We start from the raw sequence: 14,977 nt of genomic DNA, 5'->3' as shown, positions 1-14,977 counted from the left end.
TGCCTGACAATGATTTTCAACTCATTTACTTTTCTTCTCTTTTTTCCGGTGGTGACAGTTTTGTACTTCCTGTTACCGCATAAATTCAGGTGGATGTTGCTGCTTGCTGCAAGCTGCTATTTTTATATGTTCTTCAAGGCCATATACATACTCATTTTATTTTTTACCATCATTATTGATTATATCGCCGGCATCTATCTTGAAAAAGTTACCGACCCTAAAAAGAAAAAGCTGCTGTTAATACTAAGTCTTACGGCAAACATTGGCGTTCTGGCGGTATTTAAGTACTTCAATTTTTTTAATGCTAATTTATCAGGAATATTATACTGGATGGGATACACTAACCCAATTCCGTTTTTACAGATCCTGCTGCCGATAGGCTTATCGTTTCACACATTTCAGGCCATGAGCTACACCATTGAGGTATATCGTGGCCATCAAAAGGCCGAGCACCATTTCGGGATCTACGCCTTATACGTTATGTTTTATCCGCAATTGGTTGCAGGCCCAATTGAACGGCCTCAAAACTTGTTGCACCAGTTTAAGGAATACCATCAGTTTAACGCCCTTGATGTTTCTGAAGGGTTAAAAAGAATGCTGATAGGCTTTTTTAAAAAGGTTGTTGTTGCCGATAGGTTATCGATATATGTAAAAACTGTTTTTGCCAATTACCCCGAACACGGATCGGCCACCATTGTGCTGGCTTCATTGTTTTTTGCCGTACAGATCTATTGCGACTTTTCGGGTTATTCGGATATTGCCATAGGCAGCGCAAGGGTTATGGGCTTTAAACTAATGGAGAATTTTAAACGGCCTTATTTTGCCAAAAGCATCAGCGAGTTTTGGAGCAGGTGGCATATCTCACTCTCAACCTGGTTTAAAGATTATGTATATATCCCCTTAGGCGGCAACCGGGTTAGTAAAAGCCGGTTGTACTTTAACTTATTTGCCGTATTTATGATCAGCGGCCTGTGGCATGGTGCCAACTGGACATTTATTATATGGGGCGCTTTGCATGGTTTTTATCTGATCTGCGGAATGGCGACTCAAAAATGGAGGGCGGCCGCCGCTAATAAATTAGGCTTAGGCCAAGGGGGATTTGCCAATTTCTTAAATATAGCCTTTACTATTTTCCTGGTTACTATAAGCTGGATCTTTTTTAGGGCCGTTTCTTTGGAGCAGGCCTGGGGTTTGCTAAAAGGGATTTTTGTTTATAAATCAGGTTTCTTTATAGGTGAGCCTACTTATTTTTTATATGACTTTATGGCGATAGCCGCCCTGTTCTTTTACGAATTAAAGCAGGAGTATAATCTCCGGTCGTTACGCTTTCTGCATAATGAAAACTGGGGTGTACGCATGGCTTCTTATTTAGGGCTGATTTTTATCATCCTGTTGTTTGGGGTTTTTGATGGCGGACAATTCATTTATTTTCAGTTTTAAATTATGAAACGGTTAAAAGAAAATAGCAATAAGTTCTTTATTAGGCTGTTGTTGATGATTGTGGCCTTTGTAGCTGTTGATCAGATAGCGGGCGCTTGCCTTTATTATTTTTTCACCCACCAGGCTTCGGGCGAATATGCCGTAGCCAATCATGTGGTATATAATTTAAGCGAGGATGTATTGGTTTTGGGCAGTTCAAGGGCGTCGCACCATTATAACTCATCACTTATAAAAGATAGTCTGAAACTAAGTTGTTTTAATGGGGGCAGAGATGGCGAGGGGCTTTTATACAGCACCGCAATATTTGAATTGGCGTTGCAGCGCCATATCCCCAAGGTGGTTGTTTTAGATGTAACCAGTGATGTTTTAAGCGAAAAGGAAGATGAAAAAAACAGGCTTTCGATATTATTACCTTACTTAAAACAATCGGATGTTGTTGGCAATATGATAGAAAAGAAAGGTAAACTGGAACTGTTAAAAAGCCATCTACAAACCTATCGCTACAACGGCCAGGTGGTTTCTATATTTCAGCATTACTTTTTATCATCAGGAAATGCTGTTATGGGATTTGATCCTTTGACTAATAAAATGGATGCCAGTAAGGTTTCAACTCATACAGCGCTTAAGCCATATTCAGACGCTATATCTGCCGATAATGTGGCGGCCTTTAATTTGCTTATAAATGAATGTAAGCAAAAAAAGATCCAGCTATTTGTTTTTGTATCGCCAAGGTATAATGACGATACCCAACAAAATTCCTATCTGAAAATGAAGAGTATCTGTAACAGCAACAAGGTTATTTTTCATGACTTTACCAACGATACATACTTTAAAAATCCCGAATACTATTCAGACAGGGCGCATTTAAATAGCCGGGGCGCCGATTTATATACCGATACCGTCGCTGCTTTTATGAAGAAGAGATTGAACCCTGAGGCTAACGTTCAATATTTGAGTAAGAACGAAATACATGGTTCTTTAAATTGATACTACAGCGCAAGACCTAACAAGAAAAAAGGCCGCTTTATGATGATCCATAAAGCGGCCTTTTGCTTAATTGCTTAAGCAGGGATGAATGATTTAATTAGTTAACTGCTTTAACACCAGCACCTGCTGTTACTACTGTTGGAACGTTTGCAGCAGCATCAAGTACTGAGCTGTAAGAGTACGAAGGTAGCCAGGTTGATAAAGATGAGGTAATGTCATTTTTACCGCAATTATTATAAACGTTAGTTGTTGTACCGCTGAAGTAACCTACAGGGTCGCCATCTAAGTTGGTAGTAAGTGGTTTTTTACAGCCTGAGAAATACTCATTATCTGTTCTTACTGTGCCACCGTACCTTGCACCGATAGAGTAACCATCATTGTTTAAGTGGTAGTTGTTGTACATGTGAATGCTACCGAATACCAAAGTAGGTTCCCTTTCAGACACGTTGTACCAGTAGTTGTGGTGTATTGTAACGTGTAGTTTGCCTGTGTTGGCTGCAACAGCATCGCTTGATATTGAACCAATAAGCAATGATAAATAGGTGTCATGGAATTTGTTCCATGAAATGGTTACGTAGTCAGAACCTTCGGCAACGCCGATGTCTTTACCCCAGTAATCCCAACCATGGCTGCGGTCTGTAGCAAAATCGCAATGGTCAATCCAAACGTGATGTGATTGGAATTTAACGTAGATACCACATTCGGTTACGTAATTTCTAAACGTAATGTTTTGAATGATGATGTTGCTTACAGTGAACAGGTAAAGGTTCAGGCTCTGGATAACAGCGCCGGTTTTACCGATGATGGTGGTATTTGAACCAACATACACAGGAGTTAAACCCGATCCGCTAATTGTTCCGGAAACATAGACAATTTTGGGCGAATTGCCTGCTACCGCAGATTTGAACGCAGCAAGTGTGCTTACAGTAACGGCAGTTGCGCCTTTACCGCCTGTAGTAGTTCCGTTAACTGCAGCGTAGCCGGTTAATACTGTACTTAAAACAGAGCCGGTGGCTGGAGCTGTTGAAGAACCTGTAGCAGGAGCTGTTGAAGAACTTGAACCGCTGCTTGCGGTACCGGTAAGAGTGTAGGTGTACTTTCTTCCGTTTGTCAGAGGGCTGCTGTTGTCAGAAGTTGAAAAGTACAATCCGTTGGCCCAGTGACTGAAGCGACCTTTACCAAGATCCCTGATGTCAGTGTGAACCGAGTGGGCCGGACCTAATGCAACGCCGTTTTCATAAACTTTAAGCGTTGAAGCGGTTGGCGCTGTGTTTGAATCTCCGTCTACAGGAATAGGGCTAACTTTGTAAGCGTAGCCTTCATCTTTCCTGATCGAAGAAACGTCCATCGTGTAAACGGTGGGTGTTGTGGCTGTTGTCGCCAGGCTTTGACTGGCATTTAAATCATTAATTGGAACGGTTACTGGTTTGTCTGCATTTTTGGAGCAACTCCCGATGAGAAGAAGCGTACTCAATGCCAAACTGCCAAATGTCATTTTGTTTAAAGATTTTGTTTTTTGCATGTTATAATTTTTAATTAAGCCCTCGAAACGTGGTCTTATATTAAAAATTACCGTTGATTTTTAGATAAAGATATAGACTAAAAGCTTAGATAGTTCAAAAGCTTCCATTCTGTTGTTTAAACGTATAAAATGGTGTGTATTTGTAAAGTATGCAGTTGTAAAGAATTGCACACTTCGTGACATTTCTATGACAATTTAATCTCACACGAAAACTAAATTTTCGTTGTTTGGGGCTTGAAGTCTGAGTTTTATCTCGTGTTTTTTAACTTACAATTAACACGCTTGCCTGTGAAAATTGCTTTACAAATTCTTAATGTTAGGTCTAAAAATTATTATATTCTTAATTCACGATATTGGATTTTAGCATCTTCATATTTTTTTGTGCTGAATTTTGAACGGATGAATAATCCAATTTTGTGTAATAAGGTTGGTTTATAGTTGATAACAAGATAGTTAGTGTTTTGTTTTTATTGCTTAATATAAGTTTTTGTTTTCAAAATGTCAAATGGAATTTTAGTTTGCAATTAATGAACACTGTTCATTACATTTGTGATGTACTTAATTAACTATGGGAGTAACTGACAGAAAGGAACGGGAAAAAACAGAAATGAAGGAGCTCATCAGGGCTACTGCCATGAAGATGTTCCTGGAAGATGGTTACGCCAAAACATCCATCCGTAGTATTGCTGAGGCTATAGAATACAGCCCCGGTACTATATATCTGTATTTTAAAGATAAGGACGAGCTTTTATACGAAGTGCAGGGCAAGGCATATGGTCAGTTGCTGGAGGTTTTTAAAAGGGAAGCTACCAGTACCGATCCGCTTGAAAAGCTAAGGCAGGTGGGCAGGGCATATATTAACTTTGGTCTCCAAAACCCGGAGCTTTATGATTTGATGTTCATTATACGGGCGCCAATGAACGTAGATGAGGAAATTCATAAGGCTAACGGTGGTAACTGCTTTGCTTTCCTGGTTGATTGTCTTAATGATTGCATCAGCAGAAATTTGCTTCGTTTAACAGATTTACACCAGGCTTCGTTGTTGATCTGGTCAACGGCACATGGCCTGGTATCGCTAAATCTGCGTTGCCGGTTAAAGATCATGGATCAGCCGGAAGAAGCCATACCTGAAATTTTAATTAAATCAATGGAAGATTATTTAGCTGCTGTAACAATTTAAAAAAAATTTAATCTATTACTAAACACTGTTCATTTGTTAAACAATTGGTAATAAAAAATATTAGTTCAGCCGACATCATTTAATGCAATGTTGCTGAATATAGTTCTGTCAAATAATTTTTTTTACTCTTATACTAAACATTGTTCATTATGTATACATCGTTCAAAATAAAGTCAATCCCCATTATAGCGATATACATGTTGCTTGCAATAGGCACGTGGGGGCAAAGCAGCCATAAACAGCTTGATGATTATATCGCTACTGCATTTGCTCAAAACCAGGGATTAAAAGAGCAGCAGTTTGATTTAGATAGAGCCATGGCTGCTTTGAAAGAAGCGCAGTCGATGTACCTGCCTACGGTGAGTTTGCTCAGCAGTTATACAAAATCATCGGGCGGGCGTACTATTGATGTTCCGGTAGGTGATTTGGTAAATCCGGTTTATACGGCATTAAACCAGCTAACCAACTCCAACAAATTTCCTCAGTTAAAAAATGAGTCCTTTTTGCTTAACCCGGATAATTTCTATGATGCCAAAGTCCGGACATCATTGCCGTTGATCAATGCCGAAATCAGGTACAACAAACTGATCAAACAGCAATTGATTACCAGTCAGCAGGCCGCGGTAAATGTTTACAAAAGGGCCCTGGTAAAAGATATTAAAACGGCTTATTACCGGTATTATCAATCGCTGCAAAGCATTGCAACCTATAACAGCGCAATGACCCTAATCAAAGAAAACATTCGCGAAAATGAGAGCATGCTGCGCAATGGCGTCCGAAACGGAACAGCCTTGCTACGCTCTCAAACTGAAAAGGAAAAAACAAACGCAGCCCTGATTCAGGCACAGCATAGTACACAAAACGCCAAATCATATTTTAATTTTTTACTCAACCGTTCTTTACAAGATACCATTATTGTTGAACCTGAAGCTATTGCAGATATTATTGCCGCTCCCGATACCTCGGCAGGTACAAAACAACGTGAGGAATTAAAACAGTTGCGTACACTGCAGCAGGTTTATACGCTCGATTATAAATTGCAGCGTTCGGGTTTTATCCCTAAGCTCAATACCTTTATCGATCTGGGTTCGCAGGGTTTTGATTTTAACGTGAACAATAAAACCCGCTACTATTTGTGGGGCGTAAACCTGCAATGGGATATTTTTACCGGCGGGCAGCGTAAGTATAAAGCCGAACAATCAAAGGCTAATTATAATGCAGCTACCGCCCAGCTTGACCAAACAGAGCAATCTTTACAGTTACAGCTCGATCAGGCTTATCATAACTACCAATCGGCCAAAGCCGCTTATAAAAGCGTTACCGCGCAACTTCAGTTTGCCGCTAAATATTATAATGATCAGTTAAAGGCCTACCGCGCCGGGCAGCTTCTTTACCTTGAACTGGTAGATGCCCAGGACCAGCTAACGGGGGCACGCTTGCAAATGGCCGGCGCGCAGGCCAATCTTCAGATCTCTCTCGCCGAGCTCGAACGTCAACAGGCTACTTATCCAATTAACAACTCCAACTAAAACAGATAGACATGAAAAAAATTAAATACACCGGTTTATTGCTGTGCATACCATTTATATATGCCTGCAAATCGCACCCCGCCGCGGTTAGTAACCAAGGTGGGGCCGATACCATCCCCGTACAGGTTATGCAACTGACACAGCAAAGCAACAACGCCCCGATGGCGGTATCCGGACAGTTCACTACCGATGATGAGGTGATGCTCTCCTTTAAAATTGGCGGTATCATTAGCGGCTTGAATGTGAAAGAAGGCGATGCCGTAAAAAGAGGGCAGTTATTGGCAACGCTTAACCCGACCGAAATTAACGCGCAGGTACAACAGGCAACGCTTACAACCGAAAAAGCACAGCGCGATTATGAGCGTACCCAAAACCTTTATAAAGACAGTGTAGCTACGCTTGAGCAACTGCAAAACAGTAAAACCACCTTACAGCAGGCGCAGCAACAGTTAAAAACGGCAACATTTAACCGCCTGTATTCGGAGATCCGTGCACCTAAGGATGGTTTTATTTTGCATAAGCTGGCTAATATAGGTCAACAGGTTACCGCGGGAACGGCTGTTTTGCAAACCAACGGAGCCGAATCCGGTAAGTGGATGTTGCGCGTAGGTATAAGTGATAGCCAGTGGGCCGTATTGCAACTTAATGATAAGGCAACTATTCAAACCACGGCAATGGCCGGACAGATATTGCAAGGCGTAGTAACCCGCAAATCGGAAGGGGTTGATGCCGCCACAGGTACTTTTAGTGCTGATATTACCATCACAGGTAAAAAGCCGCAGGCCATAGCAGCGGGTATGTTTGGAAAAGCAACAATAACACCTGCCCGCCCTGCAACTGCCGAAAATGGCACCTGGCAAATTCCTTATGACGCGTTATTAGACGGCGACGGTAACAGTGGTTATGTATTTGTAACCGATGATAATAAAACCGCGCATAAAGTAAAGGTAACAGTTGCAGGTATTGATAAAAATACGGTAACCATCAGCAGCGGATTGGCAAATGCAAAATCACTGATCATATCCGGTTCGGCATATCTCACAGATAACAGTGCCATCACAGTTCAATCACCTAAAACCGCGGCCAGATGAGGATCTCAGATTATGCTGTGAAAAACAGCCAGTTTACCCTCGTGATCTTTATCATGATCATAGCTTTAGGGATAACCACCATGCTCAACATGCCCCGTTCGGAAGATCCGGAAATGCACCCACCATCGTTCCTGGTTATTGTTAATTATCCGGGCACAAGTCCACGGGATATTGAGGATAGGGTAGTAACGCCGTTGGAGAAAACTATAGGCAGCCTTGATGATATTAAGCGGATCCGCACTACGATATCCAACGGTGTAGCTGTGTTGAGGGTTGAATATAAATACAGCAGCAATATCGACTCCAAATACCAGGAAATAGTTCGCGAGGTAAACAATAAGCGAAGCGAGCTGCCAACAGACGTAGCCGGTATTGAGATCCAGAAGCAGCAACCTACTGATGTAAATGTGTTGCAGGTGGCGCTGGTATCAGAAAACGCGGCTCGCAGTCAGCTGCAGCATTTTGCCGAAAAATTACAAGACGAGCTGGAGAAAGTATCGTCACTTAAGCAAGTATCTATTTATGGTTTGCCAGGTCAGCAGGTACGCGTTGAACTCGACCTGGAAAAAATGGCGCAAATGCACTTACCGGTTGGCGCTGTTGTAAATAGTTTGCATAGCGAAATGGCCAGTATTCCCGGTGGTAGTATTGATGCCGCGCATTTAACCTTCAACATTAAAAGTAATGATTACCGTACGCTGGATGCTGTAAATAGCACTGTGGTATATGCAGCTAACGGTAAAAATATACTGTTAAAAGATGTTGCCCATGTGTACTATGGTTATGGTGAAGAAAAGCATATCACCCGCCTTAACGGGCATCGTTGTGTATTTGTAGTGGCCGCTCAAAAAGATGGCGAAAATATCAATAAAACCCAGGCCGATTACAGTAAGGTACTCACGGGCTTCAAAAAGTTGCTACCGGCCAATATCGACCTTGTTCAAAACTTTGATCAGGCCGATAACGTGAACAGGCGTTTGACCGGCTTAAGTCACGATTTTATAATCGCTATTTTATTGGTAGCCGTTACGTTGATGCCGTTAGGGTTTCGCCCGGCAATTATTGTGATGATCTCTATCCCGCTTTCATTGGCCATAGGTATTGTATTGCTGCAGCTTTTTGGCTTTAACCTTAACCAGTTGAGTATTGTAGGCCTGGTGGTGGCGCTTGGGCTTTTGGTTGATGATAGTATTGTGGTGGTCGAAAACATTGAACGCTGGATGCTGGAAGGCCACAGCCGGCTTGAAGCTACTTTGAAAGCCACCGGGCAAATTGGTAAAGCTGTTGTTGGTTGTACGGTTATCCTGATTATTGCCTTTATGCCGCTGGTGTTTTTACCCGAAGGTTCCGGCGATTTCATTAGGTGCTTACCATTAGCCGTAATATTCTGTGTATTGGCATCAATGCTGGTGTCCTTAACTTTTATCCCATTCTTATCAAGCCGTTTGCTTAAAAATCATACCGGTCACCCGGATGGCAACCTGATCATGCGTGGATTGAAAAAGTTGATTCATGGCAGTTATGCCCGTTTGCTGGATAAAGCTTTGCAAAAGCCGTTTTTAACAATTGGCGTTGCGGTTGTGCTATTTACGGCTTCTGTTTATTTGTTCGGAGTGATTGGCTTTAGTTTGTTTCCATCATCAGAAAAACCGCAGTTCCTGATCAATATTACCACGCCTAACCAATCTAACCTGCCATATACCGATACGGTTACCCGGCAGATAGAAAAACAGTTAAAACAAGAGCCGCTTATTAAATACTATGCTACTAACGTTGGCCATGGTAACCCAAGGATCTATTACAATGTAGTTGCCGAAAATAACCGCAGCGATTTCGCGCAGCTGTTTGTACAGCTTGATAATGATACCCGGCCCGACGAAAAGCTTGCTCTCATCCAGAAATTACAAAACCGCTGGGCGCATTATCCTGGTGCTAAGGTAGAGGTGAAAAACTTTGAACAAGGCCCACCTGTGGTAGCGCCGATAGAAGTGCGTTTATTTGGCGATAACCTGGATACCCTACGTGCCTATTCACTCAAAGTTGAAAAACTGCTGCACCAAACTGCGGGTACCATGTATGTAAATAACCCGGTAAGTTTGCTGAAAAGCGACATCCGCATAGCGGTAAACAAAGAAAAAGCGCAGCAATTAGGCGTTAACTCTTTAGCTGTTGATCAAATTGCAAGATTGGCCGTTACCGGGCTCGACATGGGCACTTACTATAATAATGATAATAAGTATGGCTATACCGTTTTGCTTACGCGGATTAAAGAAGGTCGCCCAAGCATGGATGCTTTCCGCAATTTGTATGTGAACAATACTCAAGGTAGCGCGTTACCGCTTAACCAGGTGGCAAACCTGCAATTGGAAGCATCGCCGGCGGTTATTAATCATCAGGAAAAAAAGCGTGTAGTATCGGTACAGGCCAATGTACAAAAAAGCTTTCTGGTAAGCCGGGTGATTGATGACGTAACACAAAAAATGGATAAGCTGAAATTGCCGCCGGGATATAGCTATGAAATGGGCGGCGAGGTTGAATCCAGAAATAACTCCTTTGGCGGTTTCATGAGCATTATCCTGGTAACCGTGTTTGTATTTGTGGCTGTGCTGGTGTTATTATTTAAAACCTTTAAAAGTACGCTTATCATCCTTTCGGTTATTCCGCTTGGGGTAGTAGGGGCTGCCGTAGCGCTTTGGGTTACAGGTAACTCGCTTTCGTTTGTGGCCATTATAGGTTTGATAGCACTGGCCGGTATCGAGGTTAAGAATACCATTTTGCTGGTTGACTTTACTAACCAGTTGCGGCAGCAAGGCCGAAGCCTGCAGGAAGCCATCCGCGAAGCGGGGGAAGTGCGCTTTTTACCAATCGTGCTAACTTCTCTTACAGCTATAGGAGGTTTAATCCCGATAGCCATTTCAACCAATCCATTAATATCACCATTAGCCATTGTGCTGATAGGAGGGCTAATCAGCTCTACCTTATTATCAAGGATAGTAACGCCGATAGTTTATGAGTTGATTCCGCCGGCTATTACGGCCGATGAGCAAACAGCTTAATAAGGTCATTAAACCCCGGCAGCTAATTAAAATGCTGCCGGGGTTGTGTAATTTGTTAACTGCATATTCTCAATATGTGTTTAAAATACCCACAAAACCGATAATTAGTATTGCTAATGTTAATGTATGGTTATCAGTTGATTAACGATTTTGTAAAGGCCCATTAATTCAGTATTACTCCAGATTTAGCACGGTGTTTTGGCAAAAAACACGTGCCCTATGATCAATAAAATTTACCTGTTATTCCTGTTAACCTTATTCACAACTGTTGCCTCTGCACAAACAGGGGGGATAAAAGGACAAATAATTGATGCGCAAACAAAAGAGCCTTTAAGTGGCGCCTTTGTCCATTTTGATAATAAGAACGGAGGTGCGGTTACCGATGCATTTGGTAATTATGCTATCACCGGTGTTGATGCCGGGCAGTACAAGCTTAAAGTAAAATATATAGGCTATACTGAGTACAAGCAGGATGTTACCATTACGGCCGGCAAGGTAGCTGTAATGAATATTCCGCTTTCGGAAAAGCCGGAAGAGCTTAAAACGGTTAAAGTTTACGGAACAACCAACGCCGAGTCAGAATCATCATCCCGCCGTAAGGAAAATAAGGCAGACAATATTATTAACGTACTGTCTGCACAGGCCATGCAAAGGTCGCCGGATATTAATGCTGCAAACGCCCTGCAACGCGTTTCTGCGGTAACCATCCAGCGTAATAGCGGCTCGGACGAAGCATATGCTATTATCAGAGGGTTGGAGCCTCGTTATAACAATACCCTAGTTAATGGTGTTAAAGTAACCAGTCCCGATCCTGTTTCGCGGTTTATTTCATTAAGCATAGTTCCTTCAGATCTGCTGGAAAGTGTAGAAGTAAGCAAAAGTCTTACGCCAGAAATGGAAGGCGATGCAATAGGCGGAACCGTGAACCTGGTTTTTAAAGATGCGCCCGAGTACGAGTATTTCAAGGCAAACGGTTCTATAGGTTACAGTGCCATTTTCTTTAACCGGAGGTTTGATGATTTTTATCATGGCGCGGTGCAAAGTAAAAGTCCGACTGAAAGGTTCGGAACTGCTTATAACGCTCCTCCGGGCTATTTTTCAAGGGCTAACCTTGACTTTACCAAAAAGAATGCCCCACCGACCGCATTACTCGGTTTTACTTACGGCCGCAGGTTCCTTAAAAATAAATTAGGGTTTATTATTGCCGATAGTTACCAAAATCAGTTTTACGGAACAAATTCAGAATTTAACGTAGCTCAGCCCGATATCAGGGATGGTAAAAACTTTCAGCCGGTTATTGCCGATGTAGCTAACCGGACTTATTCAACCCAACAATTGAATAATGGGCTTTCCGCTCATCTTGATTATAAGTTTGATGATAATAACAAGGTAAGCGTTGATAACGTTTTCCTTTATACTCATCTTGCACAAACGCGTTTAAGTATCGATACCTCGATATTAGGAGGCAACGGCGGCAGGATAGGGCCAGGTACAGGTACCGTTTTTAACGATAACCGGTCAAACATACAGAATCAGTATGTTGAAAATCTTAAACTGAGCGGTAAACATGTTATTGAAAAACATTTCCTTTTTGATTGGGCGGGTGTTTACAGTAATGCTACCCAAAACGCGCCAGACAGGGCCGACATATCTATCAACCATTTAATTAACCCCGATTTTACAAGTACTCCGGATTATTTTGATAATATATCAAGGATCTGGCAAAAAAGCGGTAATAAAGACCTCAGCGCTATGGCCAATATCGGGTACAAAACAGGTCTGGGCGAGAAAAGTGCTATCGAACTAAAAGCCGGTGGTCTTTACAGGCATAGTACGCGCTATAACCATCAAAACGAATACATCTTACGACCGGCAGCAACCGCCAATGGCGGCAAAAGCGGCTTTACCGATATATATTCGGCCAATTTTGTGGTGTACAATCAAACAGGTACCGATCAAAGCGATAAAACCAATTACACGGCTTATGAAGATATAACTGCCGGCTATGGTGAAGTTAAACTTGTACTGGATAATTTAGCGGTTATCGGTGGTGTACGTGTTGAAGGTACTAAACAAGGATATGATACTCATCCTGTTGTTTTGGATATCCGCAGTAATGCGAAAAAGACTTACACAGATGTTTTACCAAGTGTTCAGTTAAAATATAAGCTAACCGAAAATTCAAACTTAAGGGCATCTTATTTTAAATCGATAGCACGCCCCGCATTATATGAGCTGGTGCCAACCCCAACCCTTGGCGAAAGTACCGATGTTACCGGTAATCCGCTTGTAAAACACACCGAAGCAGATAATTATGATATTCGGTATGAACTTTTTCCGGGTAAAGAACAGCAATTGTTTGTTGGCGGTTTTTATAAAAACATCACCAACCCCATTGAGTTTGCTTTAAATGATTCACAAAACGGCCAGCTTAACACTTCCCCACAAAATTTTGGCACGGCTAAGGTTACAGGCGCGGAGGTAGTTTACAGTAAGTATTTTGGCGATCTTGGTGTATCAGGCAACTACACCTATACTTACTCTAACATAAAAACTACTAAAATTTATACCTCTACCGATGCAAATGGGGTTTCTACCTCCGTTCCGAGATTGCAAAGCAGGCCCCTGCAGGGACAAACTGGCGATGTGCTAAACCTGTCGTTATTATACAAAAATGATAAACAAAAAGCTTTTGTTCAGTTAGCTTATACCTATACCAGTAAAACGCTGTCGCTGATCTATCCAAACTATGGATATGATTACTATCAGCAGCCGCAATCGTTCCTGGCGCTATCAGGTGAAAAGCAGGTGGCTAAGCATTTTGTATTAACAGCCAAAGTGAACAACCTGCTTAACACACCTACAACAGTACTGATTAATAATCTTGTTCAATCAAAAGATTTGTACAACGTAAGTTTCAATTTAGGTTTCAGGTATTCATTATAAAAGCATCAAATCCATGAAAGTGAAATATATATTTATGTTAGCAGTTGGCTTTATTGCAACTGTTACCTTTAATAGCTGTAAAAAGGCTGAGTTAACTACGTTTACTCAAATTAAGATTCCTACTTCAAGTCCTATACAGCCCGGTAATATCAGCGGCTTTGTAAAAGGTACTTTAGTAACCGGCGAAACTTATACCATAACTGCCGATGTTACGGTAAAAAAAGGCGATACACTTTATGCTCAGCCCGGTGCAAACGTTATTGTGAAAAACAATTCGCAGGTTAATATTCAGGGTGTTTTAAAACTGGTAGGCACAAAGGACCAGCCGGTATACTTTAATTCTGACTCGAATAAGCCCGGTACCTGGGGCGGTTTTCAATGTGATACAGCACAGGCCATAACCATTATCTGGACGCATGTTGATAACACGGGCGGGCCCGATGCTTCCGGAAGCGCACGTGGCACCCTGAAGGTGAAAGCCCCCATCAACGTAGATATTGAAGATTCGTGGTTTACCAACGGGCAAGATGATTTAATGGCCCTGAGCAACGGTGCCAAAGTAACCATTTTAAGAAATACCATCAGCTCATCGGGTAGTACCGATGGTGAGGGCATTAACCTGAAAACTGGTGTTACCGGTAATGTAGCCTATAACGTAATTTTTAGCCAGGCAGGCTCAGGTGTAAAACTCGAAACCAGCTCGAGCAAGCCTTTTCCGCAAACTGAAGTAAATGTGTACAACAACACCCTGGTTTCAAATGGCTGGCGAAGGGGTTCGGCCGAGCCGGGGCGTGCTGTTTCTGTTGGTGTAAATGCCATTGGCCACATTTTCAATAATATTATTGTTAACGATTACCATGGCATTGAATTATTTGACGACGGCGATATAGCCCACACCACATATGGTAACAACCTGTTTTATGCCACGGTTGATACTTATGCCGATTTGGTAGATCCGACTTTAAAGATCAACATCAGGGATGGATTTTATCCTCCATCTGGTTTGGGAAAACCTCAGTCTACTGATCTGATCTCAAAAAAGATAGGGGATAAGGATCCAATGTTTGTAAAGTTTGATGGTACGGTGGCTGCACCGAACGGATATCCTAATACCAATGACTTCCGTTTGCAGAGTACATCGCCGGCATTCAGTGCGGGCAACACACAATACAATCTTGATCTGGGTGCTTATACCAGCGATGATAAAGGCAATAAACATTAAGCAT

At 42.1% G+C, this 14,977-nt stretch carries 9 protein-coding genes; 8 read left to right on the top strand and 1 reads right to left on the bottom strand.

Features of this window, described 5'->3' with window-relative positions; genetic code table 11:
* The first annotated feature begins 9 nt into the window (after window positions 1-9).
* Together DUL71_RS12625 and DUL71_RS12620 are read left to right on the top strand one after the other, a co-directional pair.
* Complete coding sequence (locus DUL71_RS12625) at window positions 10-1,440, top strand: MBOAT family O-acyltransferase (RefSeq protein ID WP_114938386.1); 1,431 nt, start codon at window positions 10-12, stop codon at window positions 1,438-1,440.
* Window positions 1,441-1,443: 3 nt separating this feature from the next.
* Entirely contained in the window at window positions 1,444-2,427 is a 984-nt protein-coding gene (locus DUL71_RS12620; RefSeq protein WP_114938385.1) for a hypothetical protein, read from the top strand.
* Between the two features lie 97 nt (window positions 2,428-2,524).
* On the opposite strand, the gene DUL71_RS12615 is transcribed toward DUL71_RS12620, so the two are convergent.
* Window positions 2,525-3,949: a pectate lyase family protein gene (locus DUL71_RS12615; protein ID WP_114938384.1), complete on the bottom strand. Its 1,425-nt coding sequence runs from the start codon at window positions 3,947-3,949 to the stop codon at window positions 2,525-2,527.
* Window positions 3,950-4,517: 568 nt separating this feature from the next.
* Between DUL71_RS12615 and DUL71_RS12610 the strand changes: the two genes are divergently transcribed.
* From DUL71_RS12610 to DUL71_RS12585, 6 genes are all read left to right on the top strand, one after another.
* Window positions 4,518-5,129 (top strand): TetR/AcrR family transcriptional regulator, encoded by a 612-nt coding sequence (locus tag DUL71_RS12610; protein ID WP_114938383.1) that lies wholly within the window; start codon window positions 4,518-4,520, stop codon window positions 5,127-5,129.
* Window positions 5,130-5,278: 149 nt separating this feature from the next.
* The gene (locus DUL71_RS12605) at window positions 5,279-6,658 is read left to right on the top strand and encodes a TolC family protein (protein WP_114938382.1); all 1,380 of its coding nucleotides are present in this window, start codon (window positions 5,279-5,281) and stop codon (window positions 6,656-6,658) included.
* Window positions 6,659-6,669: 11 nt separating this feature from the next.
* Window positions 6,670-7,749, top strand: coding sequence for an efflux RND transporter periplasmic adaptor subunit (locus DUL71_RS12600; RefSeq protein ID WP_114938381.1), 1,080 nt, complete (start codon window positions 6,670-6,672; stop codon window positions 7,747-7,749).
* Window positions 7,746-10,805 carry an efflux RND transporter permease subunit gene (locus DUL71_RS12595; protein WP_114938380.1) on the top strand — a complete coding sequence of 1,020 codons (3,060 nt, stop codon included), beginning with the start codon at window positions 7,746-7,748 and terminating at the stop codon, window positions 10,803-10,805. Before DUL71_RS12600 ends, DUL71_RS12595 begins: the two co-directional genes overlap by 4 nt.
* Before the next feature lie 219 nt (window positions 10,806-11,024).
* Window positions 11,025-13,751, top strand: a complete 2,727-nt coding sequence (locus DUL71_RS12590) for a TonB-dependent receptor (protein WP_114938379.1) — start codon at window positions 11,025-11,027, stop codon at window positions 13,749-13,751.
* A gap of 13 nt (window positions 13,752-13,764) precedes the next feature.
* On the top strand, window positions 13,765-14,973 hold the full coding sequence (locus DUL71_RS12585) for a right-handed parallel beta-helix repeat-containing protein (RefSeq protein ID WP_114938378.1): 1,209 nt from the start codon (window positions 13,765-13,767) through the stop codon (window positions 14,971-14,973).
* Window positions 14,974-14,977: the final 4 nt, after the last annotated feature.

The sequence above is a fragment of the Mucilaginibacter endophyticus genome (assembly GCF_003351025.1).
GTDB lineage: Bacteria > Bacteroidota > Bacteroidia > Sphingobacteriales > Sphingobacteriaceae > Mucilaginibacter > Mucilaginibacter endophyticus.
Note: the sequence above shows the minus strand (reverse complement) of the source record. Positions and strands in the feature narration are given on the sequence as shown.